Genomic DNA, 26,384 nt, shown 5'->3' with positions numbered 1-26,384 from the left:
CCGCAGAAAACTGCCTATCCTTTATCGCTTCAGCGGGCTTCCGTTCAGCCGTTCCAGCTCCGCTTTCTTATCCACGCTCCGCATCAGCGTCTCCCCAATCAGCACTGCGTCTATCTGATGCTCTCTCAAGATGCTGATTTCCTCCGGCCCTTTGATACCGCTCTCAGATACGAAAAGCACTTCCCGGGGAGCCAGATTCCGAAGCCGGATACTGTTCTGCATATCCACCTGAAAGGTCTTCAGATCCCGGTTATTGACGCCAACGATTTTTGCGCCCATATCCAGGGCCATTTCCACTTCTCTTTCATCGTGGGCCTCCACCAGGGCGTCCAGCCCCAGACTTTCCGCCAACTGCCGGTAGTCCCGAAGCTGCACTTTGTCGAGAATCGCGCAAATCAGCAATACCGCCGATGCTCCCAATGTCTTTGCCTGATAAATCATGTACTCGTCCACGGTAAAGTCTTTCCGCAGCACCGGAATCCCTACCGTATCCGTAATCTCTTTCAGATACCGGTCAGACCCCTGAAAATAAAAGGGTTCCGTCAGGCAGGAGATGGCCGCCGCGCCTGCCGCCTCATATTCCTTCGCGATCTCCAGATAGGGGAAGTCCGAAGCAATGAGCCCTTTGGAGGGTGACGCTTTTTTCACCTCGCAGATATAGGACATGCCCGGAGCCGCCAGTGCCCGGTAGAAGCGTCCGCCTGCAGCGCCCGCCAAAACCTCCGCTCCGCCGCTTTTCTCAGTCCGAAGCCGTTCTTCCGCCAGCACCCGCATTTCCGCCGGACAGCACTGCCTCTTTTCCGCCTCGATTCGTTCCCTTGTCTTTCCCGCGATTTCCTCTAAAATATTCATTCCGCATTACTTTCCTTTACAAACTCTTCCAGTTTTTTTCGGGCTGCGCCGCTGTCGATCAGCTCTTCGGCCATCCGCACGCCCTGCTCCATGGTCTCGGCCTTACCTGCGATATAGAGGGCCGCGCCTGCGTTCAGGCAGACTGCCTGACGTTTGGGACCTTTGTCAGTGCCATTTAAAATAGCCTTGGTAATCTCCGCATTTTCCTGTGGGGTACTGCCCTTCAGCGCATCCTTCTCACAGCGGATATAGCCGAACTGCTCCGGTGTGATTTCGCAGGAAATGAACTTGCCGCCCCGGATTTCGCAGACGGATGTTGGCGCGCACATGGAGATTTCGTCCAGCTTATCCTGTCCGTAGACCACCATACCCCTGGTTACGCCCAGATTTTCCATGACCTGGGCCAGGGGCTCCACCAGGCTGCCGTCGAAGACGCCCATCAGCTCCATATTGGCTCCCGCCGGGTTGCTTAAGGGTCCAAGAATGTTGAATACGGTGCGGATACCCAGCTCCTTGCGGATGGGAGCCACATATTTCATGGCGATATGATAATTCTGGGCAAACAGGAAGCAGATGTTAATCTTCTTCAGAAGCTCTGCGCTCTTTTCCGGGGAAATGGTAATTTTCACGCCCAGGGCCTCCAGCACGTCCGCCGCGCCGGATTTGGAGGAAGCCGCCCGGTTGCCGTGCTTGGCTACGGGGACGCCGCCTGCCGCGATGACCATGGAAGCCGTGGTGGAGATATTAAAAGAATTGGAGCCGTCGCCGCCGGTCCCCACGATTTCCAGCACATCCATGTCGTGAAGCAGCTTCACACAGTGAGCCCGCATGCCAGCCGCCGAAGCCGTAATTTCATCGATGGTCTCACCCTTCAGGGACAGGGCCGTCAGATAAGAGGACATCTGCACCGGCGTCGCCTCGCCGCTCATGATCTCATTCATGACTGCTTCTGCCTCTTCATAAGTCAGATTTTCTTTCTTTGCCAGTTTTAAAATCGCTTCCTTAATCATTTTACTACCTCCATAAAATTTTCTATCATCTGTTTTCCATCTGGCGTCATCACCGATTCTGGATGAAACTGTACGCCGAAAATGGGATATTTCGTATGTTCCACTGCCATAATCTCTCCGTCCCCGGAACGGGCCGTCACCCGAAGCTCCCCGGGCAAGGTGTCCTCCAATGCCGCCAGGGAATGATACCGGGCTGCCGGAAAGGTATCGTCCAGTCCTTTAAACAACTGACTTTCTCCTGTCTTATGAATCAGCTTCTTTTTGCCGTGCATCAGCTCTTTTGCGTAGGAGACGGTTCCGCCGAAAGCCTCGCAAATGGCCTGATGCCCCAGGCAGACTCCGAAGATGGGAATCCTGCCTGCAAAATAACGGATAACCGGGATGCACACCCCTGCGTCCGCAGGCTTTCCGGGGCCGGGCGATAGTAAAATCGCTTCCGGCTTCATGTCTCCTATTTCCTCCACAGTGACTTCGTCATTTCTGACGACCCGGATGTCCGGCTCCACCGAGCCCACCAGCTGGTAGAGGTTATAGGAAAAGCTGTCGTAATTGTCGATTAAAAGTATCATTCCAGTCCCTCCTGTGCCTTTTCGATGGCCTGCACCACAGCCCGGGCCTTGTTACAACACTCCTCGAATTCTTTCTCCGGTATGCTGTCCGCCACAATGCCCGCACCGGAGCGGATACAGATTTCTCCATTTTTCTTGTAGACCAGCCGGATGGCGATGCAGATGTCCAGGTTTCCGGCGAAATCCAGATAACCGATGGCCCCGCCGTAAATGCCCCGCTTGGACTGCTCCAGCTCCTGGATGATCTGGCAGGCCCGGAATTTTGGCGCTCCGGATAGGGTTCCCGCCGGGAGAATGGCGTCCACCGCGTCTACGGCGTCCTTATCGTCCAGGATGGTTCCGGTGACTGTGGATCCCAGATGCATTACGTGGGAAAACCGTTCCACCGTCATATATTTTTCCACCTGCACCGTTCCGATTTTACTGATTTTTCCGATATCGTTTCTTCCCAGATCCACCAGCATATTGTGCTCGGCCAGTTCTTTTTCGTCCTTCAAAAGCCCTTCCTCCAGCGCCCGATCCTCTTCCTTTGTCCGGCCTCTGGGGCGGGTGCCCGCCAACGGGAAGGTGCTCAAGTGGCCATCCTCCAGCTTCACCAGCGTCTCCGGAGACGCGCCGGCGATCTCGATATCGTCGCTGGAGAAATAAAACATATAGGGCGAAGGATTGCTGGCCCGCAGCACCCTGTAGGTATCAAAGAGACTGCCCTCGGCCCTGGCCCGCATGGGATTCGACAACACCACCTGGAAAATATCACCTTCCCGGATATACTCTTTCGCTTTCTCCACCATCTGACCGTAGCGTTCCTTCGGGAACTTCGCCTGAATCTCAGACTTCAGGGTCAGCGGCCGGAACTCCGGCTTCTGTCCGGTACGGATAAGCTCTGCCAGCTTCGCAAGCTTTTCTTCCGCCTCCCGGTAGGATTCCTCCATATTTTCCGTTCGCACACCTGCAATCAGGTAGATTTTCTGCTTATAATGGTCGAAGGCAATGACCTCGTCGAAAAGCATCAAGTCCATATCCCGGAAGTCCTGCTGCTCCGCATCCGTCAGATTCAGCTTCGGCTCACTGTATTTAATGTAGTCGTAGGAGAAGTAACCCACCAGGCCGCCGGTAAATGGGGGAAGCCCTTCCAGTACCGGACTTTTGTAATCCTTCAGAATTTCCCGGAGGGCTTCACCCGGGTGAGTGACTTTTCGGACTTCTATTGTTTCCGATGTGTCTGCGTCAGCTGTTCTTCCCGTTCCGGCCTCCTCTGCCCCTGTCCGGGCCCCTGCCTCCGCTGTCCGCCGGAGAGTCAGCACCCCGTCCGTCAGATTCAGTTCCAGGGTGGGATGACAGCCCAGGAAGGAATACCTCCCCCAGCTTTCCGTCTGGCTGGCGCTCTCCAGCAGGTAACAGTGGCGGCTGGCTCCCCGTAAGGTTTGAAGCACCTCCACCGGCGTATAACGGTCTGCGTATAGCTCACGGCTTACGGGGATTCTGCGGTATTTTCCCGACGACGCTATGTTCTTTACTTCCTCAAGGCTTGGATACATCACTTTTTCCTCCTGTTCTAAAAAGAATGTGCCTTGGCAACCATCTTCCACTGCGCCGAGTGCGATAATATTTTTTATGTAATAGGGGATTCCATAGGAATTTCCTATTACATAAAAAAATCCCTGACAGACTTCTACATCTGTCAGGGACGAGTTCTACAAAAATTATACCACCCGCGGTACCACCCTGTTTCACGGAACGACCCGTGCGCTTTGCGGAATACCTGTATATTCCCGGCAACTGACGTATGCCCTACGTCGCAGAATACTCGGCTTCCTCCTGTTTCCCGGTGAAACCTTTCCCTGCGCCCTCTGCGGTCCATTTGATATCCTGCATTTCGATCCGGCTCCCACCTCCCCGGACTCTCTGGGCGCGCATGAACATCGTTATCTCCGCTTCAACGGTTTAGTTCATTAAATTATTTATAAAGCTATCACAATGATAGGGATTTGTCAACTCCTGTTTTTTATTTTGTATTCCGGCTTACCCCTATTCCTTCCAGCGCTTCAATCCGTACTCGGCCATCAGGGCCGTAAGCCGCCAGTCTCCATAGGGCTCTCCCGCACGGCAGAGATTCCAACCTGCTTCCGTGCGGACCAGACGTGCCAGCGCCATGGCCGGCTGCGCTCCAGCTTCCGCTTCCATCGGCACCCGGAAGTTGCCCAGAAATTCTCCGTTCTCTGCCAGTTCCGCCGTCAGATAAAAAGTTCCTGCCTGCTCCAGGGACTGCCCCCGGTTCTCCGCGTCATAGACTCCGGCCAGAACCACCACCTCACGGTAATCCTCCGGCATTCTGTCCGCATCCACCAGCAGTGCTTCCTGCCCCGGCCGGTTCAGGATATCGTCTCCCTCATGGTACACAGCCCGATAGCGATCTCTTCTCTGATTATAAAAGGCCATATCGTACCGGCGGGCCACCTGCCCCTCGCCATTCAACAGCACCGCGGAAATATCGCAGTCCAAGCCGGGAGCCCCTGTCCAGTTCACCCGCAGCCGCAGCCCCTGTCCCGGAACCCCTGCAAGCCAGGTCTCCGTTTCCCCGCTCCGGCACAGCTCCTCCTTCGGGCTCTCCGCCGCCAACAGCCCCGGCAGCGCCTCATATCCATAGGGCTTCCGGTTAAAATAACAGGCATAGTCAAAAGGCTTGTCCGCGCCGGCCCGTATCTCCTCCGGCGTGGGGAATGGAATATCCTCCGGCCGCTCCACCGGAACCTCTGTCTTTGCCGACACGTGGGCCCAGTCGCACTCCACCACAAACATGGCCATAAAGCCGTAATGACGGACGCTGAACTGTCCCGGCTTCCGGCCGTTATGGTTCATTAAAGCCTGCACCGCATGGCCATGGGTTCCGCCCGGCTCCCCTCTGTACACGGGGCGGATGATTCCATTTGCCATGACGGAACGATAGTCATGGAGGGAACCCTTATATTTTTCATTGGGATGATTGCAAAAGGTACTGAAGGTCAGACTCACCTTGGGATTCTTCCGCCACACATCCACCTTGTGTCCCTCTCTGGCTCCGTGGACGTAGACCAGCAGCTTTTCATCGGTCATCTCATAGCCGTAGCTCAAGGGCACCACATAGGGATATTCCCCGTCCTGGGCCGCCACATGCACGATGGGAATCTCGTCCAGCATGGCCGCTATGATCTTCCGGTCTCTCACTTCACTCTCGAATATCCGCATGGGAATCTCGCCTATCACGTGTACTCCTCCATTCTTTTTATTATCCCTGATACGTCAGTACTGCTGCGGAAAACGGCGGCATGAAGATGTCCATCACACCATGCTCCACCAGATAATGGGCCTTCACCAGACTGAAGTCATCCTCCACCGACAGGATCTGCCGCTCCAGCAGCGTGCCGTCCGGCACTTCGATCTGCCAGACCGGGAGCTCCAGCCGGGTTCCTTCTTTTGTATTGTTGACTACAGTCACCACGTAATTCTCATCCTGGAATCTGCCGAAAGCGAAATGTCCGCCCTTGGCGTACAGCGGCGTACCGCAGCCTGTCCTGCAGGCCGGATTCGCCTTCCGGATCCGGCTCAGTTCCCTGTGATACCGAATCAGTTCCTGATCCTCATGGCCCCAGGGATAGGTCCTCCGGCTGTCCGGATCCGTAAAGCCGCATACCCCCGCCTCATCGCCATAGTAGATGGTGGGCGCTCCGTGCCAGGTCATCATCAGAGCCACTGCCTCCCGGAATACCGCCTTGGACACGCCCTCCTCCGCCGCCTCGCTTCCCAGCTCATCCACACGGCCCACCTGATGGTTGGTCCGGGTCAGGAACCGGGAATGATCATGGTTGGACAGCTGATTCATGGCGATCAGAAAGGACTGTCCGGAAAAGGCGCAGGACTTTTCCCGCAGGGTATCCAGAAGCGCCTCCGCATTATTCAGAAGATCCGGTTCATAGCCGTCGCTGTGCTTCTCCATACCGGTCAGATACCAGGTAATCGGCTCCATAAAGGTATCATAATTCATGATGGAATCCCACTCGTCACCCTTCAGCCAGGCCGTGGCGTCTCCGTAATGCTCCGCGTAAATCACAGCTTCCGGATTGGCCTCCTTTACATTTTTCCGGAAATCCTTCCAGAACCGGTGGTTGAACTCCGCAGACAGGCCCAGATCCGCCGCCACGTCCAGCCGCCAGCCGTCCACATTATAGGGCGGAGACACCCATTTCCGGGCAATTCCCATGATATAGTCATAGAGCTCTTTTGAGGTCTCATAGCTGAGCTTCGGCAGAGTGTCGTGTCCCCACCAGCCGTCGTAATAGGGATTATACGGCCACTCATGGGTATTATTAAACTTGAAAAAGCTCCTGTAAGGGCTGTCCTCGGATACATAGGCGCCCTTTTCGTAGTCGCTGTCATCCTCGTAGATCCGTTCCCGATCCAGCCATTTGTTAAAGGAACCGCAGTGATTAAAGACGCCGTCCAGCAGCACCCGCATGCCTCGCTTATGAATCTCCTCCACAAAATGGATAAAGAACTCGTTGCTGGCTTCCAGATTCTCCTTGCTGACCACCCGTTTGATATACTTTGTAGCCTTTTTATTGTCCAGCTCCCCGGGCGGAAGCAGCTCCCCGCCATCCTCTTTAATCAGGGTATAATGGGGATCGATATAGTCATAGTCCTGACAGTCATATTTATGGTTGGAGGGGGATACGAAGATCGGATTCATATAGATGACCTCCACGCCCAGCTCCTGCAGATAGTCCAGCTTATCCAGAATCCCCTGCAGATCACCGCCGTAAAACCGGCGCACATCCATGCCCTCGGGCGGTTCATTCCAGTCCGCCACCTGCTCTACCTGCTCGCGAATATAGCTGTATTCCCCGGTCTGTACATCGTTGGACGGATCTCCGTTACAGAACCTATCCACATAGATCTGATACATGACTGCGCCTTTGGCCCAGTCCGGCGTGAAAAAGCCCGGAACGATACTGAACGCGTAACAGGTCTGCAGATTATCGGTCACGCCTCGCTTATTATAAAAAATCCGCTCCTCCCCGGAACGGATCTCAAAGAAATAATAGCTTGTTTCAGTTCCTGCCTCTTCCTCTATTTCAAAATAATCAAACCGGCCTCTGGAACAGACCTTTTCCATGGTCTTCCGCTCTTCGCCACAGATAAAAAATACCCTGTCCACATCGTCTTTTGCAGTCCGAAACCGCAGAGTTACCCTCTCTCCGGCCTTCGGCTCCAACGGAATCCGGTAGGACGCCGTCTCGTCTGCATAAAGAGCCTGCTGATTGATTTTACTCATAACATCCCTCTTTTCATACTCTCTCGCTGTATTATTTTATAATACCCTCCCGCTGATTACAAGTAAAAGCTTCCTCCACGGCTGAAAATCTGCCGCAGAAGAAGCTTTTCCATTCTTTTCTGCTTTTATTCCTTTACTTATAGGTCAGCATATCCGTTTCCGGATCCTCCAGATCTCCGGAAGTGATCCAGTAATATCCCGTATGGATAGTCTGCGCATTGTCCAGCTCCGCCACAGAACGGAAGGCGGAAACTGCCGCTGCGTATCCCATGCCGAATGGATCCTGAGCCATGACCCCGGCCTCTTTTCCATTCTTCACCGCGTCTATCTGCCGGGCAGAGGCGTCAAAGCCCGCCACCACAAGGGTATCCTCCTCGCTGCCGTTTACCGATAATGCGCTGATCAGATCCTTCATCACCGTATCGTTGGTTCCGAAGTAAGCCTTCAGCTCCGGATATTCCGCCCGGACTGCGGCCACGATATCCGCCACACTGCGCTCATCCTGGTTCCGGTATACGGTGCTTACGATCTCCACATCCGGATGATTTGCCTCGATCTCCTCGGTGAATCCCTTCACACGCTCGATGCCTGTCTCGGTCTCAGAACTGTGCACCAGCAGCGCGATCTGGCCTGCATCCCCGATCTCCTCGCAGATCTTTCTGGCCGCCTCTGCCCCTGCCGCGTAATTATCCGTCTGAACACTGCTTACAATCAGAGAATTCTCAATGCCGGAATCTACCGTCAACACCGGTACGCCATTGGCCTCCGCCAGCTCCAGCTGGGTCTTGCCGGAATTCACATCCACGAAGCCGATGATCATGGCGTCCGGATTCTTGTCCAGCATCTGGTCAATAATATCGATCTGCTCGGACACATCCTCCCCCGAAGGCGCGTCGTAGGTCAGTTTCACCTTTGCGTCGCTGGTATAGCCCAAAGCACTGTTCAGATCCGTCACCGCCTGCTCGGCTCCTGCTTTCACCCGCTTCCAGAAGCCGCTGCCGGAATCCTTGCCAATCATCACGATGGCAGATCCTTCCGGGATCTGGATATCGTCCACGGAAAGATAATCGATACCGTCTGCCTCGATCTGGAAATATTCCCGATAGTCCTTGCTGTCCGCCTCTTTTCCGTCTTTTTCTTCCGTCTCGTTGGTTTTCTCCTCAGCGACAGGCTCCTTCTGCTCCTCTGCCGCCGGTTTCTGATCCTTCTGATCCGTTTTCTTTTCACCGCTCACGGCACACCCGGTAAGCAGCCCTGCCACACACAGCATTACCAGTAATTTTTTCATCCTTCATTCTCCTGTTCTTTCTTCCGGCTCTTACGCCGCTTTCTCCATAAGACCAGTGTTCCCGCTGCCGCCACGAAAGCTGCAGCTCCCACCAGCCATTGCCATACTTCCCGTCCCATAAAGACATGATAGTCTTCACTTACTACTTCCACAATCACTGTCCGCTCGGTATAATTCTCCGCGATATCAAACATCTGGGCCCGGATGGCCTCCGTGGTGGCTACCCACTGGTTATAGGCCTCGTCCACGTCTTCCTGGGTGGCCTCATGCTTCATGGCCTTCCGCACCACCGCCCGGTAATCGGAGGATTTCGTATGCCAGCTCTGATTCAATACTTCGATCTGCTTGGCCGCTGTCTGGCCCGGATTCAGATCCAGATTCGTCAGATTGATGCCTTTCTGAAGCTCCTCTCCTGTAAAGGTGCCCACCATCAGATGGTTCATGTAAACCTTGTAGTTTACATCCGCATGCAGCCCGTCCATCTGCAGGTTTTCCCAGCTGATCTCGTCCACGATTTCAAAATACTGAGTAGCCTCGTTGAATTCATAGGACACCGCCATGGGAAGACTGAAGGGCTGATACCGGAAGGACACATAACGCTCCCCTTTTCGCTTCAGTCTGCTGACCTTCGCATTTCGGGCCGCGATGGAATCATCCTCTCCAATCTCCACTGAAGTTACTTCTTTTCCGGCTCCCTGTTGATACAGGAAGAAAAATCCCGCAAAGACATTTCCCATGGCATTGGGATGCACATTATCGGTCACTGTCAGGGTATCGTCGGCATTCCTGCTCTGGACAATGCTGTTGATCCACAGCATGGGGGTATGCAGATCGATAAAAGACGTTCCAAGCTCCTCCGCCAGGATCTTCAGCTCTCCCGTATATTCCGCCAGCCGGTCATCCGTATCCTCGATCTGCTCGCCATCCTCCGTATAATTGGAGCTCCGGGTCTGATCAAAGGGCGTGGGCGCCACCAGAATGATGTCCTCATTTTTGATTCCCTTCTGATTCAGAATGGTCACCAGCTGATTGACGCTCTGAATATACCGGACCGCTGCCCAGTCATGAAGCGCCTCGTTCATTCCAAACATAATGACCGCTTTGTTGATTCCATCTATGGCCTTATCTGTGACGATGGCACTTTTACTGTACAGCCGCACCGCGTCAGAAGCCATATAGGAAGCGGTTCCCAGATTCCGAAATTCCAGATTCCAGTCCGGATGTCTGGTAATATAGTAATTGTAGATAAATTCCTGATAGCTGATTCCTGTGTATTCCACCTGGGTAATGCTGTCTCCGATAAAACCGACCACATCACCGTCCTCAAACATACAGTCCGCCTGCTCCGGCATCAACGACTCCAGCCGTTTTCCTATGACCGTTTCCTGCTCATAGGCCAGAGCTTCCGCTCCGGGAGTCAGGGTCAGAACCGCGCAGAGCAACACCAGCAGACATCTTTTCCACTTTTTCATAACTTCCCCGTCTCTTTCTGTTAACACGGTGTAAAGTATAACTTAAAAAGGGATATGCCGCAAGGCATATCCCCTAAAATACCGAAAATATTAAGAATATTTCACAGTTTTTTCACGATTTAGTTAATGACAACGCCCTTCTGGAGCATAACATTGGCGTATACCGCACTCTCACCGGTGGCGATGATGGCGTACGCCTTCTTTGCCTCCTCGTAAAACTGGAACCGCTCGATGTTGCCCACGCAGGCCGCGCCTCTCTCATCGTGCTTTGCCACAATCTCCTTATAAGTATCCCAAATGGGGGTCTTCACCGGATCGCCCGGCATAACTTCCATCAGGTTCATGGGCTTCTCCACGTAGGTATCCAGTGGAATCACCTGGAGAATGGCGTCCAGAAGCTCCGGTACGCCATGTCCGTCGCAGCGGATCACGATGGCGTCCTTACCCATGGATTCAGCCGGGAAGTTGCCGTCCGCAATGACGATGCGGTCGCTGTGGCCCATTTCACAGAGTACCTTTAACAGTTCAGGGGATAAAATTTTCGGAATTCCTTTTAACATAAGCTGCTCCTTTCAGAAAAGGCACACCAAACGGTGTGCCCCTCTGTTTTCTATTTGATTTTCAGATTGGATAAGGTTATGAATTACTCGTACAGGTTCTGAGCGATCTCTGCGTCTCCGCAGTTCTCTGCTGTATACCACTGGCATCCTGTATCGGTATCCTTAACTGCTGCGGTATTGCCTGTAGCTGCATCGTACAGAAGCTGAACCAGGGTCTCACCCATAGCTACCGGAGCCTGAGTAATGGAACCAAGAAGAACGCCGTCCTTAACTGCCTGAATCTGAGCTGCGCCAGAGTCAAAGCCTGCTGCAACGATCTTGCCCTCGCCAACGCCGCACTTGTTCAGGTTCTCGTTTGCGGTGATGATAGCGTTTGCGGAATGCTCGTTGGAGCCGTAGATTGCGATAGTATCCTTCTCGTTCATCAGAGCGGTTGCATCTGCTGCAGACAGCTCAGAGGTAACGCTTGCCGGTACACGAACGTCGATAACAACGTCAGCGCCATCGGTCTTCTCAGCCTTGGAATCTGCGATGTACTTGTCGTTTCCAACTACGTTAGCAGTCTTGCCATCAGCCTTAGCCAGCTCAGCGAACTTGTCGATGAAGCCAAGACCTCTGTTGATAACGGACTCGGAAGTAGCATCCTGAGCTACTACACCAACACGAACCGGAGCGGTTGCGTTAGCTACCTGATCCTTAACTGCCTCATAAACCTTCTCTGCTGCCAGAGCGCCTGCTGCGTAGTTGTCAGTAGAGCAGTTTGCAAGTACGGATCCTTCCGGAGCACCCGGAACACCAGAGTCAAATCCAACTACCGGAATGTTGCTGTCTTTTGCTTTCTGAAGCAGATCCTTAACGGACTCTGTATCCAGAGCTGCCAGACCAACTGCTGTCGGGTTAGCGTTCAGAGCACTCTCAAGCTGCTGAACCTGCTGGGAAATGTTGGACTCACTGTCCGGACCTACGAAGTTAACAGTAACTCCGAGCTCTGCAGCCTTCTGCTCAACACCCTTCTTAACTGCCTGCCAGTACTGATGCTGCAGACCCTTGGAAACGATCTCGAAAGACATTCCGCTTGCGTCAGCTGCCGGAGCTGCTGCGTCGTCTGTGGTCTCCTCAGTTGCCGCGTCAGGAGTTGTGGTTGTGGTGGCATCCTTGGAGCCGCCGCATGCGGTCAGTCCAACTACCATCGTTGCTGCAAGAATTGCTGCCAATACCTTCTTTTTCATGTAAAAATCCTCCTTTTATTAAGTTCTCCTTATTGGATTCTGTTTTATATGAACTGCTCGCCGCAGTACACATCGTTATATAGTTTTGAATTTTCCTTATTTATCCAGCTTCTTATTCTTCAGTACGTCGATGTAAACAGCTACAATCAGTACCAGTCCGATGATAATCTGCTGATAGTTTGCCTGAAGTCCGATAAGCGGAAGTCCTGTCTGGAGTACGGACATAATGAATACTCCCAGGATAGTACCGGAGATACTTCCGGCTCCACCGCTCATGGAGGTTCCTCCGATGATAGCTCCGCCGATAGCGTTCAGCTCTACACCACCGCCGCCGCCGGGTGCCATGGACTGGAACGCGGAGCTGTAAGCCAGCGCTGCAAGTCCTGTGAAGATACCGGAGAATACATACGCCATGGTCTGATATTTTGCTACGTTGATACCGGACAGGCGGGTTGCCTCTTTGTTACTTCCGATTGCGATGATGTAACGTCCTGTACGTGTCTTATTGAGCACGATGCTCATAACCACTGCCAGAATCATAACCCACAGGAAGCCCAGGGGAAGCTTTATCTCGCCTACCGTCAGCTTGAACAGGCTTCTGGTCCAGCCGTTGGGTGCGGTAGCGCCCGGCCAGGTTACGCTGGCTCCGCCGGTGGCGATAGCGCCCAGACCTCTGGCGATCATCATGGTACAGAGGGTCGCCAGGAACGGAGCATGTCCGCCCTTGGAAACGATGAGCCCGTTCACGATACCCATAATCAGACCGCAAATCAGGGTTACCAGAATACCTACGATAACCGGCATTCCCTGACGTGTAATCAGGTATCCGCCAATCAGCGCGTAGCAGAACATACCGGTTCCGATGGAAAGGTCAACACCGCCTGTAATCAGACAGAAGGTTACACCGATTCCAAGGAATGCCAGGTAGTATGTATAATCCATGATACTTAACAGTGTAGAATACTGCCGGAATGAGGGGCTTACCGCGCTGAAGAACGCTATCAGGGCAATCAGCACAATCACGACGACAATCTTCTGTAAACCAATCGCTCTCACAAGCGGATTGTTTGTAAAAGCATTTCCGTTTTTCTTGTCTGTCATTGTCTTATTCCCTCCTAATTTCTAAGCGTTGCCGCGTGCATGATCCGCTCCTGTGTGGCTTCTTCGATTCCCAGCTCGCCGGTCTTTCTTCCCTCACACATTACTACGATACGGTCACTCATTCGCAGAATCTCTGTCATCTCTGAAGAAATCATGATAATGGATTTTCCTTCCGCTACCAGTTCATTCATCAGGTGATAAATCTCGCTCTTCGCGCCTACGTCGATACCTCTGGTAGGCTCGTCGAAAATCAGGATGTCGCAGTTTCTTACCAGCCACTTGGCGATAACCACCTTCTGCTGGTTTCCTCCGGACAGGTTGACTACCAGCTGATCCACGCTGGGGGTCTTGGTCTTCAGGGCCTCTACATATTCCTGCGCTGTATCCTTCTCCTTCTTCTTATCAATGAAGATTCCCTTCATGAAGTTCTCCATGGATGCCATGGTGGAGTTCTCAGCTACTGTCTTGTCTACTACGATACCGAAGCGCTTACGGTCCTCGGAAAGGTAACCGATACCGCATTTAACAGCGTCCTGCGGAGTCTTGATGTCTACCTTCTGTCCATTGACATAAATATCGCCGCTGTCCTTGGGGTCTGCTCCGAACAGCGCTCTGGCTGTCTCGGTACGGCCCGCGCCCATCAGTCCGGAGAAGCCGAGGATTTCGCCCTTGTGAAGCTCGAAGCTTACATCCTTTACCATTCTTCCCGCATTCAGGTGCTCTACCTTCAGAACCACCGGCGCGTCCGGCGCAACCTGGCTTTCTGTCTTCGGGTCCTCATAGATAACACGGCCAACCATCATGTTGATAATGTCGTCCTTGGTGGAATCCTTGGTAATCAGGGTTCCCACATATCCGCCGTCACGCATGACAGTTACACGGTCTGTAATAACCTTAATCTCGTCCATACGGTGTGAGATATATACGATACCCATCTGCTTGTCGCGCAGGTCGCGGATAATCTTGAACAGCTCCTCGATCTCTGCCTCGGTCAGCGCTGCTGAAGGCTCGTCAAAGATAATAACCTTCGCTTCGTGGGAAATAGCCTTCGCAATCTCGCACATCTGCTGCTTTCCGACTGTCAGGCGGCTCATGGTCTCCTTCGGGTCGATATTGATGCCAAGCTGATCAAACAGCTTCTTTGCTTCTTCATTCATCTTCTTATCGTCGATGAGCTTTCCATTCATGTACTCACGGCCGATAAAAATGTTCTGAGCTACGGTCAGATGACCCATCATGTTCAGCTCCTGGTGCACGATAACGATACCTGCATCCTGGGCCTCTCTCGGATTGGTGAATTCTACTTCCTTACCCTCATAGGTAATGGTTCCCGCATCCTTATGGTAAATACCTGTCAGAACCTTCATCAGAGTTGACTTGCCGGCTCCGTTCTCACCCATCAGGGCGTGAACCTCTCCCTTACGGACCTCCAGGTCTACGTGATCCAGCGCATGTACGCCGGGGAACGACTTGTCAATTCCCTTCATGGTTAAAATTACGTCACCCATTTTTCGCTTCCCCCTTCCGATTAATTCCGTCTGCGCCGGCTTCTAAGGTCAGCGTAAACAACCACCAGTACGATGATACCAGTAATGATATACTGATAATTGATCTGGAATCCCATAGCCAGGATTCCTTCCTGCAGAAGGGCTATAATCAGAACTCCTACCAGAGTTCCGGCGATGGATGCCACTCCACCGGTCATGGAGGTACCGCCCATTACGCAGCCTGCGATTGCCTCGTTGTTGAAGGTATCGCCCAGACCCGGCTGAACGGTGGTGTATGCTCCTACATAGAAGATAGCTGCAAGTCCTGCCAGCAGGCCACAGATGATGTAGGCAAGCATTTCCCATTTCTTTGTATTTACACCGGACAGACGAACCGCCTCGCGGTTGCTTCCGATACAGAGAATGTATCTTCCGGCTTTTGTCTTATTTAAAATAATGGAGCAGATAACCGCGCCGATAATCAGGTAGATAAGACCGGTGGGAATATCTATACCGTTTATCTTCATCTTTACCAGATTACGGAACCAGCCGTTGGCATCTGCTGACTGGGGCCAGCTGACAGACTGTGTCTTGGTAAATACAGAGCCGACGCCCTTCGCAATCATCATGCTCGCCATGGAGGTAATGAAGGAAGGCAGTCCTGCGTAAGCTACCAGGAAACCATTGATGACACCGAAGATGGTTCCTACCAGAACGCTTACCAGCAGACATACCAGAAGCGGTACACCCTTCAGGGTCAGCATATATCCTGAAATCAGTGCCGAACAGAACATCACCGGTCCGATTGAGAAATCGATTCCTCCGGTCGCAATTACGAATGTTACACCCAGTGCAAGAAATCCTAAAAAGTAAGCGTAATTCAGAGCACTTACGATTCGAGAATAACTTACAAAGCTTGCATTTGTCTTAATCAGCGGCGTTGCAATGGCAAACAGTATGTACAGCACCACCATAACACACAGCAGAACCAATGTGTTAAAGCCAATCTTCTTGACGAATGCATTTTCTTTTATCTTCTCCACTTTCCTTCCTCCTAACTTCTGACTGTTCCTCCGGTCCCTCCCCTCAGAAGAGACGAAAGGAACGGAACAACCGTCTCTTAAGTCTTGTCCGCTCTGTCAATCTATGACTATTATATGTCCAAACTATGAATAAAGTAATAGAAAATCTTTTTGGAAAAGGTGAAAATCTTCTTTAAATCAACGTAAATAGGGAAAAAATCTACTGAATTCCAACATAAATAAAGATTTAACAAACCCGCGCATACGCGCCGGGCCTGCTAAGCCTTTATTTCGTCACCGGGAAAAGCAGCTTCTGGTTCTCCTCCGTGTACATATTCTCCCGGGTAATCAGTTCGGAGCCGGAATCGATATTTTTCTCCACATGCTCGCCCTTTACGGTCTCCACGGCCGCTTCCACCGCCAGATATCCCATATTAAAAGGTTTCTGTACCACCAGGGCCTCAAAGACGCCCGCCTCCAGAAACTGAATCTGCTCTGTGGAGCTGTCGATGCCGCCCATGCAGACCACGTCCTCGATGCCAAGCTTCCGCACGGCCCGGGCCGCGCCCACAGCGGAATACTCATTCAGTCCCACGATCATATCCATACCGGGATACCGTTCCAGAAGATCCAGGGTCTGGGCATAAGCCTTGTCCGTATCGGAATTACAGAACACGATCTCCGCCACCTGGGACGCCTTCTCCTCCAGACCTGCCCGGAAGCCCGCCTCCCGGCCAGTGGCCGTGGAGCTTCCCTTCACATGGCCCACGATACCGATCTGTGTGTCCTCTTTTACAAACTGCTTCATATAACTGCCCAGCTTATAACCTGCTTCATAATTATCCGTGGCCACCACAGCGCTTCCCAGCTCCTCATCCATGGTGGAATCCGCTATGATCAGCCGGATACCCGCCTTTTCAATGGCCTCCGCATAAGGCATAGTCTCCTCGCTGCTGCAGGGACACAGGACAATGGCGTCCGGCTTTGCCGCAATGGCCTCGAGAATCATCTGATTCTGCTCCACCACCTGGCGCTCGTTGGCCGGCCCCTTCACAGTCAGGTTGGCGTTGTATTCCACGGCGGCCATCCGGCCCCCTTGGTATACGGAGGTCCAGAAGTCTGTATCGTCCAGGGCCTTCTGAATCAGCACGATATTCTGCACCCGCACCGCGTCACTCTCCTTTTTGGCATAAAGAATTCCGCCGCCCAGAAGCAGCAGTCCTGCTGCAGCCGCCAGGCAGAAACGGGTCTTTTTCTTACTCATTATCATGATTCTCCCCGTCCTTTCCCAGCGGAATCCAGATGGTCGCTGTGGTTCCCTTTTCCGGCTCGCTCTTGAAGCTTAAGCCATACTCCGCTCCGTAAAAGAGACGGATTCGCTCGTTTACATTGTTGACGCCCACGCCGTTGGAGCGGGTATCCCGAATGTGCTGCTCAAAGATATGGGCAAGAGTCTCCTCATCCATGCCCTTTCCGTCGTCCTCCACCTGGAGAACGATGCAGTCATCCTGGCAGAATACCCGGATCTGAATCAGCCCCCGGCCTTCCTTGTACTTGATTCCGTGATAAATCGCATTCTCCACCAGAGGCTGCAGCACCAGCTTCACGATCTTCTCCCGGCCGATTCCGTCCTCCAGCTCGATCTCATATTCCAGCTTGTCCTTATAACGCATTTTCTGAATGGTCAGATAAGCCTCCGTACAGTCGATCTCCTCAGCGATGGTCACCAGCTCCTGCTCGTTGCTGATGGTACGCCGCAACAGCCGGGCCAGGGAGGAGGTCATGGTCACCACCTCCTGATTCTTGCCCCACTCCGCCATCCAGATGATGGAATCCAGGGTATTATACAGGAAATGGGGACTGATCTGGGACTGGAGGACCCGCAGTTCATACTTCCGCTTAGCCCGCTGCTCCCGTTCACTCTGCTTCATCAGCTTCTGAATCTCTTCCGTCATGATGTTAAAGCTGCGGCTTAAGGATCCGATCTCATTGTCGTCCCACACCTGGATGGCCGCATTGTCAAAGTTACCCCTCTCCACTTCCTTCATGGAGCCCTGCAGCCGCTGAATTGGCTTGGTGATCTCCCGGGACAGCAGATAAGCCAGGGCCAGAGCCGCCGCGAAAAGCACCAGAGCCGTCAGGGCATAGACCAGTCTGGCGGAATCCGCCCCCGCCATCAGCTCGCTCACATAGGACACGCCCACCACAGTCCATCCGGTGGCTTCTGACCGTGATATGGTATACAGCTTTCCGTCCTCCGTCAGAAAGGAAGACTCCTCCGTCTCCATGACCTCTGAAAGCAGCTCCTGCTTCATACCGCTGTAGATCAGCTGCTGCTGGGGATGGTACACGATGGCTCCGCTCTGATCCAGAATATAAATGTACCCCTTATTTCCCAGGCTGATCCGCTCGCACAGATCCTGGATAGCATTATAATTCAGGTCCACGAAAAAGACACCGCCGATCTCCGGCGTCACCCGGTTGGAGATATAACGGCTCAGGGTTACCACCCAGTCGTAATGCTCCTGCACCGCGTTCTGCACATGGGATGAGGAAATAGCGGCTTCCCCCCGGGCCTTCAGGGCCTCCTGATACCAGGACAGCTCCTTCACGTCCACATAGGGATTCAGCCGCTCCACACCGTTATTGATCAGAGGCTCCCGGGTCTGGGGTATCACAGCGATATTCGTAATATCCCCGCGGGTGTCCTTCACATTTTCAAACAAAGCCGTAATCCGCTCCTGCAGCTGGTTTTTCCGCTGCTCTGTCAGATTTTCCGCAAACAGATAATCTCTCACATCCGTGTTGTTGGCCACGATGAAGGAAAGATTCTCCATATAATTAATATAGGAATCGATATCATTGTTCACCTGCCCGATGAGCTGGGAGGTGTACTCGGTGGAATTCTCCAGAACCGTGCTCTCCGTATAGCGCAGAGAGAGCACTAAAAAGGTCAGCAGCGCGAAAATGATCAGCGTGGCAAAGGATACGATCATGGACGTCCGGATGCTGCGAAACCGCGTCAGAATACTTTTTCTCATTTCCTGCGCTTCTCCTTGGCATATTCTGTGGGCGTCTGCCCTGTGGCCTTCTTAAAGGACACGCTGAAATAATGGGGATCCGCAAATCCCACCTCCTCAGCCACCTCATAGGCCCGCTTGGAGGTATGCTCCAGCAGATACCGGGCCTTCTCCATCCGCTTCCGGGTCAGGGCCTCGATAAAGGTCTCGCCCGTGTGGGTTTTGAACATGGTACTGAAATAGCTGGTACTCATGGCCAGATGGCTGCAGACGGAATTCAGGTTCACATCGGAATTCATATAGTTCTGATCGATATATTCCAGGGCCTTCATGGCCTGCTTCTTGCCGTAGCTGTCCTTCTGCTCGTTCAAAAGCCGGGCGATACTGCAGCAGATGGCAATGATGTCCGTGGACATATCCCGGAGCCGTTCATAGGTATAAAGCCGGTTCATCAGCTTCCTTTCGTCCTTCAGGATCTCCGTCTCCTGCTCCTCGGTCAAATCCGCCGTATTCACCACTGTCAGCAGCAGATTCTGCATATAGATGATCGCCCGGTTCCGGTTGATCCGCATTTCCCGCAGTTCCTGGGCAAAGGCCCTCACGGTCTTATCAATCTCTCCTTCATCGCCGCCCTTCACGCAGAAAAGCACCCGATCCGCCCAGTGGGCCACGTCCACCGACGTGCTTCTCCGGGCGTCCAGCATGCCGGGACGGATCACCTGGGAACCGCCCAGCAGCCACTTCAACTCCAGGGCCGCCTTCGCCTTCTCACAGGAATGGTACAGTTTATTCAGATCTGTGGTCTCTGTTCCCAGACCCACGGAGGTCTCGATATGAAGCAGCTCCTTTACGGTTTCCCGGACCTCAGCCAGGGCCCTGTTCTCCCGTTCCTCCAGCTCCTCCCGGGTCTCCCCGTAAAAAATAATCACAGTCTGGCCGCCCATATTCTGGAATACCACGCCCTGCTGCTTCTGCTCGATCAGCTCCTGAGTAATATTATAGATGGAAAAACGGGCCAGTTCCTCCCGGACGCCCGTATACTGCTGCAGGAACGGTGTCAGATCATCCCCCTCCAGCACAGCCGTATTGAACACAGTCCCCGGAAGGGAGATCTCCAGCTCCTCCATCTTTTCCTGCAGACTCTCCGGGTTCTCATCCCCCCGCAGAAGACTGTTCAGAAAACGTCCCCGCAGAAGAGGCCGGTTCACCTGATAGGCGCCCTTCAGCTTCCGCAGGGTCTGCTTCTTCGCGTGGATCTCATCCAGCCGCTCCCGGGCCCTTACAAGAATCTCCGTAAGCTCCGCGGGTGTGATGGGCTTCAGGATATATTCCATCACCTGATAGCGCACCGCCTGCTTGGCGTACTCGAACTCATCATAGCCGCTGATAATGATGGTTCTTGTATCCGGACAGTTCTCATACACATACCGGGCCAGCTCGATGCCGTCCACATAAGGCATACAAATATCGGTCAGGACCAGATCCGGCATATTCTGCCGGATCACATCCATGGCCTCCCTTCCGTTCTCGCAGCTGGCCATCAGCTGAAAGCCCATGTCCTCCCAACGGATATTTTCACTGATCGCCTCGCGAATCAGCGCCTCATCATCCACCAGCAATACCTTATACATAAACTGCCGCTCCCCCATGCCGCATTTTATCCAATCAGCTTATTCACCAAATTCATAATTGAATCAAAAAAGCGGGTAATAAAGTTTCCTACCTTCTCGGTATCGATATTATCCAGATTCAGTCCCATTCCCTTCAGCTTGTCATAGAGCTGTCCTGCCTGCCTGGAAAGGGCGTCCACATCGATATCCAGCTTGCTGATTTTATTCATCAGTTCAACCAGCTGCTTTACCTGCTCGTCAGTCAGATTGATATTGAACTCCTTCATGGCGTTCCGGATGATGGTCTCGATGTCCGCGTCGCTGCTGACGCCCTGCTCAATGATCTGCTGCTTGATATAAGCGATCATATCAGAAGCAGTCTCGGAATCTCCCAGGCTGTCTCCCAGTTCTCCGGTTACCACCAGCTCATTGACCGCTGTCTCCAGCGCCTGCTCATCCACCTTGCTGCCATTCATTTCCGCGTAGCCTTTAACCGCTCCGATAAGGGCGGAGGTTCCGGAAATATTCGAGGGACCTGCCACATACACATCCGCATCCTCCAGACCTGCGGTTAAAAGCGCGTTGGTGTACATGTCGATGGTGCAGTAACTGATATTATAAGTAGATACATTCAGGCCTGCGCCCTCCTCTGCCGGACGAATCAGTACGGAAGAAAGAGCTTTTGTTCCGATAACACTGGAGCTCAGATAAGCATCCAGATACTGATGCTCCTCCTGATTGGTTACGGTAATCACATCATAATCTGCCAGATCGTTCCCGTCGATCTCCAGAAGCTTTAATACGGTGGCCTTCTGTTCGGAGCTCAGATCCGCGCCCAGGGCCAGAATCGGCTTTTCATCGCCCGCAGCCAGAGCGGTCATTCCGAAGCTCAGGGTCAGAACCAGAGCCAGGCATAAAGAAATCCATCTGTTACACTTTTTCATTTTAATTTCCTCCTGTTTTACGCCGGGGATCCGCCAGCCGCACATACAGCCATGCGTACAGATCCCGATAGACCGTGTCACGGTCTGTCTCATTTAATATTTCGTGTCTGTCATTCTCATAGAGAATCCAGGTCACATCCTCCATTCCTGCTGCCTGGAAGGCCTTTCGCGCCTGCTCCACGCCCTTTCCGAAGTTTCCCACGGGATCCTCCGCTCCGGATACAAAAAGAACCGGCAGATCTTTGGGCATCCGCTTCATATTCTCTTCCCGGCATGCCTCCTGAATACTGGTAAACAGATTATAATAGCCGTTTACCGTAAACCGGAAGGTACAGCGTTCATCCGCCAGATAGGCGTCCACAACCGTCCCATCCTTGGTCAGCCAGTCCCGTTCTGTCCGGGCCGGCTTGAAATGTTTATTATACCCTCCGAAGGCCATGCTATCCACCAGCCGGCTCCGATAGTGCCAGCCCCGGAATCGACCAATCACGGAACACAGGGCTCTCCCCAGCTTCAGCACTCCTTCCGGCTGGGTTCCCGTTCCCATGATGATAGCTCCGTCCAGCTCCTTGCCGTAGCGGAACAGATATTGACGCAGTAAAAAAGATCCCATGCTGTGTCCCAGAATATAATAGGGCACGCCCGGATACTTTTTCGCCGTCTTCCAATACAGCCTGTGCAGGTCTCCCAGCACGATTTTATTGCCGTCTTTCTCTGCGAAAAATCCGTACTCTTCCTTGGTTTTTACGGATTTTCCGTGTCCCAGGTGATCGTTTCCTACCACCAGAAAGCCCTTTTCGGTCAGAAATTCGGCAAAGTCCTCATAACGCTCGATATATTCCACCATGCCGTGAAAGATCTGCAGAATTCCGCAGATCTTACCGGACTCCGGTTTCCATTCTATGCCATGGATTTGGGTCGCTCCGTCCCCCGATAGAAAGGTAAATTCCCGTTTCAGAGCCATTCCGTCTCCCTTTCTCTTTTGTGTTCTCTTACTACATGATTCATTCCAAAAACAAGGGGATCTCCGAACCTCTCACGCAGTTCCCTGCAGAGACAGTCACCGAGATCCCCCCTCTTATCTCTACTGTTTCTGTTTACTGTTTTGCACTCAGCATATTTTCCGCAAAGTCCTGAATGGCCTTCGCAGCCTGCTCATAGGTCATCTGGGTGGTATTGATACACAAATCGTAGTTCTGCATATTCTCCCACTCCTGACCGGTAAAATAACGGTAATAATCCCGACGGTACTTATCTGTCTTGGAGATAAACCGATCCGCCGCCTTCCAGTCGATCTTCTGGCGGTTCATCTCCTTCTGGATGCACTTTTCTCTGGATGCGTAGATGTATACACGAACCAGATCCGGCTTATCCCGGAGCACATAGTCCGCCGCCCGGCCGATGACCACATAGCTGGACTCGTCCGCCAGTTCCCGGAGTACCTTTGCCTGATAATTGAACAGGTTATTATTGGAAGTAAAATCCTCTTTCTCCGGAGGAATCAGACCGCCTGTATATACCTTCTGAGAAGCCCGGAACAGCAGGCTCTGCTTCTGATCCTCGTCTGCTCTGGCGAACAGTTCCTCGCTGATTCCGCTATCGTCCGAGGCCAGCCGCAGGATATTCCGATCGTAAAGCTCCACGCCCAGATTCTTTGCAAGAATTCTTCCGATAGAAGTCGCTCCGCTTCCGCAGGTTCTTGTGATTGCAATGATAAAATGATCCATATACAAAACCTCCTCTTTGCTTCTTCATCTTATCTTTATCATAAAAGTTTTCAGTCAATTTGTCAATTCCTTATCCTTGTCAAAGTACCATGCCTCTGTTATTATCAGAGTAGAAACGCTTTTTTTCTATCACTTTTATATCTCATATTTTATAAATATTTTTTAGAAATTTTTTATAGAAAGGATCTTCCTTTATGAACGTTACGAATCTCAAAAAATTAACCGCCCGGATGCGGCAGCTTTCCCTTCCCGCATCCGCTTTCCTCTTTGTGATCACCGGTCTGGTTCTTTCCCTGCTTCTGGAAGTCGGCGTCTTTCAGTTCCGCTATTTTCAGCAGGTTTCTTCTGATTATCCCGAAACCACCCTGGATCTCAGTACCCTGGACGGCTGGAACGGGGAAGCCCTGGCCCTTCTGCCCGAGAACCCTTCTGTTTCCTTTCAGAATCTCTCCGTCCCTGTCCGCAGCGTCACAGTCCGTACCTCCGGCCCCGCCGCCGTGCTTTCCGGCAATATCGGCATCTGCGATGAAGCCAGCGCTGTAAAGACCGTGGGTGCCGCCTCTTTCCAGGTGAATCCCGGCGGCACGGAGAATACCTTCACCGCCCGTATTGACAGCCGCGGAACTCTTTCCCGTCTGCGTATCACCTTTACAGACACTCTGACGGAGCCGGTTTTCCTGCTCTCCGTGACTCTGAATGCCCGTCAGCCCCTCTCCATCAATGGGCTGCGCGTTCTTCTCCTGACATTGGTTCTGACTGCGCTCTTCCTGGTGTTCCGCTTCCGTCTCTACGAGACGGACTATCAGCCTGCCCGGCGCAGCCATCGTCTTCTGAATCTGGCTGTGCTTCTGCTGTGCCTGCTGATTTCCGGCGGCGTCTTTTACGGAAGTGACAGCTCCCACGCCCTGCTCCGTCCCTATCCGACTCTGGAGGAAATCCGTTCTCCGGAAATGGTGGTTGACGCCTATATGCAGCAGCTGGACGCCTTTGAAAAGGGCCAGCTCGAACTGGATCTGGATGTGAACCCGGAACTGGAAGCCCTGGACAATCCCTACGACAAGGGTGAGCGGGATAAAAAGGAGATTACCTGCCACTGGGATCGGGCCTACTATAACGGAAAATACTACTCCTACTTCGGACTGGCTCCGCTCTTTATGGTTTATTATCCCGTCTACCTGCTCACCGGCATGCTGCCCACCACGGAATTTGCGGGCGGAGTTCTGGCAGTCTTTGCCCTTCTGGCTCTCTTTCTGGCCGTTCAGGGGCTTCTGAAGCTCTTCCGGCCCCGGGTGAACCTGCTTCTGTTCCTTACCGGAGAGCTGGCCGTCACAGGCGGAAGCTTCCTCTGGATGCTGCAGGCTTCCGCCTCCAGCTTTTACTATCTGCCTCTTCTGGCTGCAGCCGGATGGCTGGCTGCCTTTACGGTTCTGGCCTCCTTTGCCGTCTCCGCCTCCACTGCCCGGAAACGAAGTCTGCTCTTTTTCCTCTGCGGGCTGTCCGTGGTGATGCTGGTACTGTCCAGACCGAATTCGGTTCTGCTGGCCATGGCCTTTGCAGCTCCCCTCTTTCTTCAGCTTCTCTTTGATCGGCAGCGCTCCCCCAGGGAACGTTTCCTGGAAAGCGCACTGCCCTTCCTGATTCCTGTAGTTCTGGGCGCTGCAGCCATCATGTATTACAATTATCTGCGCTTCGGTTCCTTCTTTGAATTCGGAACCTCCTACCAGTTGACCGAAAGTGATATTCGCTACAATCAGATAAGCTTTAGCCTTCATCATCTTTCTTCCATGCTGTATCACTACTTTGCGGAGCCCTTTGTATCTCTCGAGTTTTTCCCGTTCCTGCGCTTCACCACTGAAAAATGCGTGGACTTCGGAAATTACCTCTATCAGGAATACAGTGTCGGTCTCTTCCAAATGCCTCTGAACCTGGGTATTTTTCTGGCTCCCTGCCTGCTTTACCAAAAGAAGGCCGTCAGTCAAAATTCTCGGAATCTTCAGAAACCCATCCTTCTGCTCCTGATTCCTGCCCTTCTGATACTCGGTTATCTGGACTTTCTGCTTGGAGGCATTCACATTCGCTACGTGTGCGATTTGAGCCTGGTCATGAGCCTCACAGCCTTCTTCCTGATTCTGAGCCAGATTCACTACGATGGAACACGTTCCGCCCGGATTCTGTACATCATCGTGCTCTTTGGTCTGCTTCTCACCGTTAGCCGGGGACTGCTCCTGATCTTCTCCAATGAGACGAATTCCATTCTGTTAAAGAATCCGGACTTTTATCTGCGAATCAGTCATCTTTTCCATTCCTGAGATCACAAACCATAATTCCACGGGGAGCTGTTTCAGCGACAGCTTCCTCTGTTTTTGGTTTAGCGAAAAAACTTTGCATTTTTTTAATTTTCTACTGGACAAACTCCTTCTTTTATGATAATATAAACCTTGCTGACGGCGAGTTAGTAAAACGGCGTGTGGCTCAGCTTGGTAGAGCGCTACGTTCGGGACGTAGAGGTCGCAGGTTCAAATCCTGTCACGCCGACGTTTTAAAAAAGAGTTCTTGAAGAAGAACTCTTTTTTCTTTTGTTTTTTTCTTGCATTTTTTAACGAACGTGCTACAATAAAACAGTCAGATAAATTTGACCAGGGGCTTGTAGCTCAGTTGGGAGAGCGCTGCGTTCGCAACGCAGAGGTCGAGGGTTCGAATCCCTTCAGGTCCATGGAACAAACATTTTATAAATACGGAAGTATAGCTCAGCTGGGATGAGCGTTCGCCTCACACGCGAGAGGTCATGGGTTCGAGCCCCATTACTTCCACTGGAAAAGCCTGTATTTACGGGCTTTTTTTTTATACATTATTTATTTTTTTTCCAATCGGTTCTTCTCATTCATCCTCTGATATATAGCTGCTATGCTCTGCTCTGTGGGCATCACTTTTACGATTTCAGATAATGGAAGTGGTTCTGGCGAGTGCATGTAGCACCACCAGTAAACCGCTTTTATTCTTCTTTCAATCGACAAACCTCTATGGTTTCTCAGCATTTCTCTGAGTCTCGAATTAACGCCACCTTCAATTCGATTATTCGTAAATGGTGCTGAAAAATCATCTTTCAATTCTTCATCAAGGTATGTAAAGAGTGTTCGTTCTCTAATTAACTTAAGCAGCGCTCTTTCTGCTTTCAGTAGCCGCTC

At 52.4% G+C, this 26,384-nt stretch carries 21 protein-coding genes, 3 tRNA genes and 1 pseudogene; 4 read left to right on the top strand and 21 right to left on the bottom strand.

Annotated features, from left to right (window positions below):
* Positions 1-21 precede the first annotated feature (21 nt).
* The 20 genes from trpC to H8S44_RS13135 form a co-directional block, all read right to left on the bottom strand.
* On the bottom strand, positions 22-852 hold the full coding sequence (trpC, locus tag H8S44_RS13225; RefSeq protein ID WP_186872556.1) for an indole-3-glycerol phosphate synthase TrpC: 831 nt from the start codon (positions 850-852) through the stop codon (positions 22-24).
* A complete protein-coding gene (gene trpD / locus H8S44_RS13220) occupies positions 849-1,862 on the bottom strand; it encodes an anthranilate phosphoribosyltransferase (protein ID WP_186872555.1) in 1,014 nt (337 codons plus the stop codon). Before trpD ends, trpC begins: the two co-directional genes overlap by 4 nt.
* Entirely contained in the window at positions 1,859-2,431 is a 573-nt protein-coding gene (locus tag H8S44_RS13215; protein WP_186872554.1) for an anthranilate synthase component II, read from the bottom strand. Before H8S44_RS13215 ends, trpD begins: the two co-directional genes overlap by 4 nt.
* Positions 2,428-3,969 carry an anthranilate synthase component I gene (gene trpE, locus H8S44_RS13210; RefSeq protein WP_186872553.1) on the bottom strand — a complete coding sequence of 514 codons (1,542 nt, stop codon included), beginning with the start codon at positions 3,967-3,969 and terminating at the stop codon, positions 2,428-2,430. Before trpE ends, H8S44_RS13215 begins: the two co-directional genes overlap by 4 nt.
* Positions 3,970-4,222: 253 nt before the next feature.
* A complete protein-coding gene (locus tag H8S44_RS16615) occupies positions 4,223-4,348 on the bottom strand; it encodes a hypothetical protein (protein WP_279288100.1) in 126 nt (41 codons plus the stop codon).
* A gap of 111 nt (positions 4,349-4,459) precedes the next feature.
* Positions 4,460-5,674, bottom strand: a complete 1,215-nt coding sequence (locus tag H8S44_RS13205; RefSeq protein ID WP_186872552.1) for a TerD family protein — start codon at positions 5,672-5,674, stop codon at positions 4,460-4,462.
* A gap of 22 nt (positions 5,675-5,696) precedes the next feature.
* Entirely contained in the window at positions 5,697-7,739 is a 2,043-nt protein-coding gene (locus H8S44_RS13200; protein WP_186872551.1) for a glycoside hydrolase family 13 protein, read from the bottom strand.
* 133 nt (positions 7,740-7,872) lie between these two features.
* Positions 7,873-9,027 carry an ABC transporter substrate-binding protein gene (locus tag H8S44_RS13195; protein WP_186872550.1) on the bottom strand — a complete coding sequence of 385 codons (1,155 nt, stop codon included), beginning with the start codon at positions 9,025-9,027 and terminating at the stop codon, positions 7,873-7,875.
* Complete coding sequence (locus H8S44_RS13190) at positions 9,024-10,499, bottom strand: GDSL-type esterase/lipase family protein (RefSeq protein ID WP_186872549.1); 1,476 nt, start codon at positions 10,497-10,499, stop codon at positions 9,024-9,026. Before H8S44_RS13190 ends, H8S44_RS13195 begins: the two co-directional genes overlap by 4 nt.
* Positions 10,500-10,618: 119 nt before the next feature.
* Entirely contained in the window at positions 10,619-11,059 is a 441-nt protein-coding gene (locus H8S44_RS13185) for an RbsD/FucU family protein (RefSeq protein ID WP_186872548.1), read from the bottom strand.
* 83 nt (positions 11,060-11,142) lie between these two features.
* Positions 11,143-12,288, bottom strand: coding sequence for a substrate-binding domain-containing protein (locus H8S44_RS13180; protein WP_186872547.1), 1,146 nt, complete (start codon positions 12,286-12,288; stop codon positions 11,143-11,145).
* Between the two features lie 96 nt (positions 12,289-12,384).
* The gene (locus tag H8S44_RS13175) at positions 12,385-13,389 is read right to left on the bottom strand and encodes an ABC transporter permease (protein WP_186872546.1); all 1,005 of its coding nucleotides are present in this window, start codon (positions 13,387-13,389) and stop codon (positions 12,385-12,387) included.
* A 14-nt stretch (positions 13,390-13,403) separates the two neighbouring features.
* Positions 13,404-14,897 carry a sugar ABC transporter ATP-binding protein gene (locus tag H8S44_RS13170; RefSeq protein WP_186872545.1) on the bottom strand — a complete coding sequence of 498 codons (1,494 nt, stop codon included), beginning with the start codon at positions 14,895-14,897 and terminating at the stop codon, positions 13,404-13,406.
* 20 nt (positions 14,898-14,917) lie between these two features.
* Positions 14,918-15,919 (bottom strand): ABC transporter permease, encoded by a 1,002-nt coding sequence (locus H8S44_RS13165; protein WP_186997537.1) that lies wholly within the window; start codon positions 15,917-15,919, stop codon positions 14,918-14,920.
* A gap of 265 nt (positions 15,920-16,184) precedes the next feature.
* The gene (locus H8S44_RS13160) at positions 16,185-17,162 is read right to left on the bottom strand and encodes a substrate-binding domain-containing protein (RefSeq protein ID WP_186872544.1); all 978 of its coding nucleotides are present in this window, start codon (positions 17,160-17,162) and stop codon (positions 16,185-16,187) included.
* Entirely contained in the window at positions 17,155-18,939 is a 1,785-nt protein-coding gene (locus H8S44_RS13155; RefSeq protein ID WP_186872543.1) for a cache domain-containing sensor histidine kinase, read from the bottom strand. Before H8S44_RS13155 ends, H8S44_RS13160 begins: the two co-directional genes overlap by 8 nt.
* A complete protein-coding gene (locus H8S44_RS13150) occupies positions 18,936-20,549 on the bottom strand; it encodes a response regulator transcription factor (RefSeq protein WP_186872542.1) in 1,614 nt (537 codons plus the stop codon). The genes H8S44_RS13155 and H8S44_RS13150 overlap by 4 nt, the downstream gene beginning before the upstream one ends.
* 26 nt (positions 20,550-20,575) lie before the next feature.
* A complete protein-coding gene (locus H8S44_RS13145) occupies positions 20,576-21,472 on the bottom strand; it encodes a DUF1002 domain-containing protein (RefSeq protein ID WP_186872541.1) in 897 nt (298 codons plus the stop codon).
* Between the two features lies 1 nt (position 21,473).
* On the bottom strand, positions 21,474-22,430 hold the full coding sequence (locus H8S44_RS13140) for an alpha/beta fold hydrolase (protein ID WP_186872632.1): 957 nt from the start codon (positions 22,428-22,430) through the stop codon (positions 21,474-21,476).
* Between the two features lie 139 nt (positions 22,431-22,569).
* Positions 22,570-23,199, bottom strand: coding sequence for a cytidylate kinase-like family protein (locus tag H8S44_RS13135; RefSeq protein WP_186872540.1), 630 nt, complete (start codon positions 23,197-23,199; stop codon positions 22,570-22,572).
* 194 nt (positions 23,200-23,393) lie between these two features.
* On the opposite strand from H8S44_RS13135, the gene H8S44_RS13130 reads away from it, so the two are divergent.
* The 4 genes from H8S44_RS13130 to H8S44_RS13115 all read left to right on the top strand — a co-directional run bounded on the left by H8S44_RS13130 (position 23,394) and on the right by H8S44_RS13115 (position 26,009).
* The gene (locus tag H8S44_RS13130; RefSeq protein WP_186872539.1) at positions 23,394-25,508 is read left to right on the top strand and encodes a hypothetical protein; all 2,115 of its coding nucleotides are present in this window, start codon (positions 23,394-23,396) and stop codon (positions 25,506-25,508) included.
* A gap of 152 nt (positions 25,509-25,660) precedes the next feature.
* Positions 25,661-25,734: transfer RNA gene (locus H8S44_RS13125), tRNA-Pro, on the top strand.
* Between the two features lie 105 nt (positions 25,735-25,839).
* Positions 25,840-25,912, top strand: a tRNA-Ala gene (locus H8S44_RS13120).
* Positions 25,913-25,935: 23 nt separating this feature from the next.
* Positions 25,936-26,009: transfer RNA gene (locus tag H8S44_RS13115), tRNA-Val, on the top strand.
* A 51-nt stretch (positions 26,010-26,060) separates the two neighbouring features.
* On the opposite strand, the pseudogene H8S44_RS13110 reads toward H8S44_RS13115, so the two are convergent.
* Positions 26,061-26,384: pseudogene (locus H8S44_RS13110) on the bottom strand (IS256 family transposase); the annotation flags it as partial.

The sequence above is a fragment of the Anaerosacchariphilus hominis genome (assembly GCF_014290175.1).
GTDB lineage: Bacteria > Bacillota > Clostridia > Lachnospirales > Lachnospiraceae > Laedolimicola > Laedolimicola hominis.
Note: the sequence above shows the minus strand (reverse complement) of the source record. Positions and strands in the feature narration are given on the sequence as shown.

Excerpts from the sequence above, each read along its gene's own strand:
- trpC (WP_186872556.1), bottom strand. The coding sequence starts at position 852 with ATGAATATTTTAGAGGAAATCGCGGGAAAGACAAGGGAACGAATCGAG.
- trpD (WP_186872555.1), bottom strand. The coding sequence starts at position 1,862 with ATGATTAAGGAAGCGATTTTAAAACTGGCAAAGAAAGAAAATCTGACT.
- H8S44_RS13215 (WP_186872554.1), bottom strand. The coding sequence starts at position 2,431 with ATGATACTTTTAATCGACAATTACGACAGCTTTTCCTATAACCTCTAC.
- trpE (WP_186872553.1), bottom strand. The coding sequence starts at position 3,969 with ATGTATCCAAGCCTTGAGGAAGTAAAGAACATAGCGTCGTCGGGAAAA.
- H8S44_RS16615 (WP_279288100.1), bottom strand. The coding sequence starts at position 4,348 with ATGCGCGCCCAGAGAGTCCGGGGAGGTGGGAGCCGGATCGAAATGCAG.
- H8S44_RS13200 (WP_186872551.1), bottom strand. The coding sequence starts at position 7,739 with ATGAGTAAAATCAATCAGCAGGCTCTTTATGCAGACGAGACGGCGTCC.
- H8S44_RS13195 (WP_186872550.1), bottom strand. The coding sequence starts at position 9,027 with ATGAAAAAATTACTGGTAATGCTGTGTGTGGCAGGGCTGCTTACCGGG.
- H8S44_RS13190 (WP_186872549.1), bottom strand. The coding sequence starts at position 10,499 with ATGAAAAAGTGGAAAAGATGTCTGCTGGTGTTGCTCTGCGCGGTTCTG.
- H8S44_RS13185 (WP_186872548.1), bottom strand. The coding sequence starts at position 11,059 with ATGTTAAAAGGAATTCCGAAAATTTTATCCCCTGAACTGTTAAAGGTA.
- H8S44_RS13180 (WP_186872547.1), bottom strand. The coding sequence starts at position 12,288 with ATGAAAAAGAAGGTATTGGCAGCAATTCTTGCAGCAACGATGGTAGTT.
- H8S44_RS13175 (WP_186872546.1), bottom strand. The coding sequence starts at position 13,389 with ATGACAGACAAGAAAAACGGAAATGCTTTTACAAACAATCCGCTTGTG.
- H8S44_RS13170 (WP_186872545.1), bottom strand. The coding sequence starts at position 14,897 with ATGGGTGACGTAATTTTAACCATGAAGGGAATTGACAAGTCGTTCCCC.
- H8S44_RS13160 (WP_186872544.1), bottom strand. The coding sequence starts at position 17,162 with ATGAGTAAGAAAAAGACCCGTTTCTGCCTGGCGGCTGCAGCAGGACTG.
- H8S44_RS13155 (WP_186872543.1), bottom strand. The coding sequence starts at position 18,939 with ATGAGAAAAAGTATTCTGACGCGGTTTCGCAGCATCCGGACGTCCATG.
- H8S44_RS13150 (WP_186872542.1), bottom strand. The coding sequence starts at position 20,549 with ATGTATAAGGTATTGCTGGTGGATGATGAGGCGCTGATTCGCGAGGCG.
- H8S44_RS13145 (WP_186872541.1), bottom strand. The coding sequence starts at position 21,472 with ATGAAAAAGTGTAACAGATGGATTTCTTTATGCCTGGCTCTGGTTCTG.
- H8S44_RS13135 (WP_186872540.1), bottom strand. The coding sequence starts at position 23,199 with ATGGATCATTTTATCATTGCAATCACAAGAACCTGCGGAAGCGGAGCG.
- H8S44_RS13130 (WP_186872539.1), top strand. The coding sequence starts at position 23,394 with ATGAACGTTACGAATCTCAAAAAATTAACCGCCCGGATGCGGCAGCTT.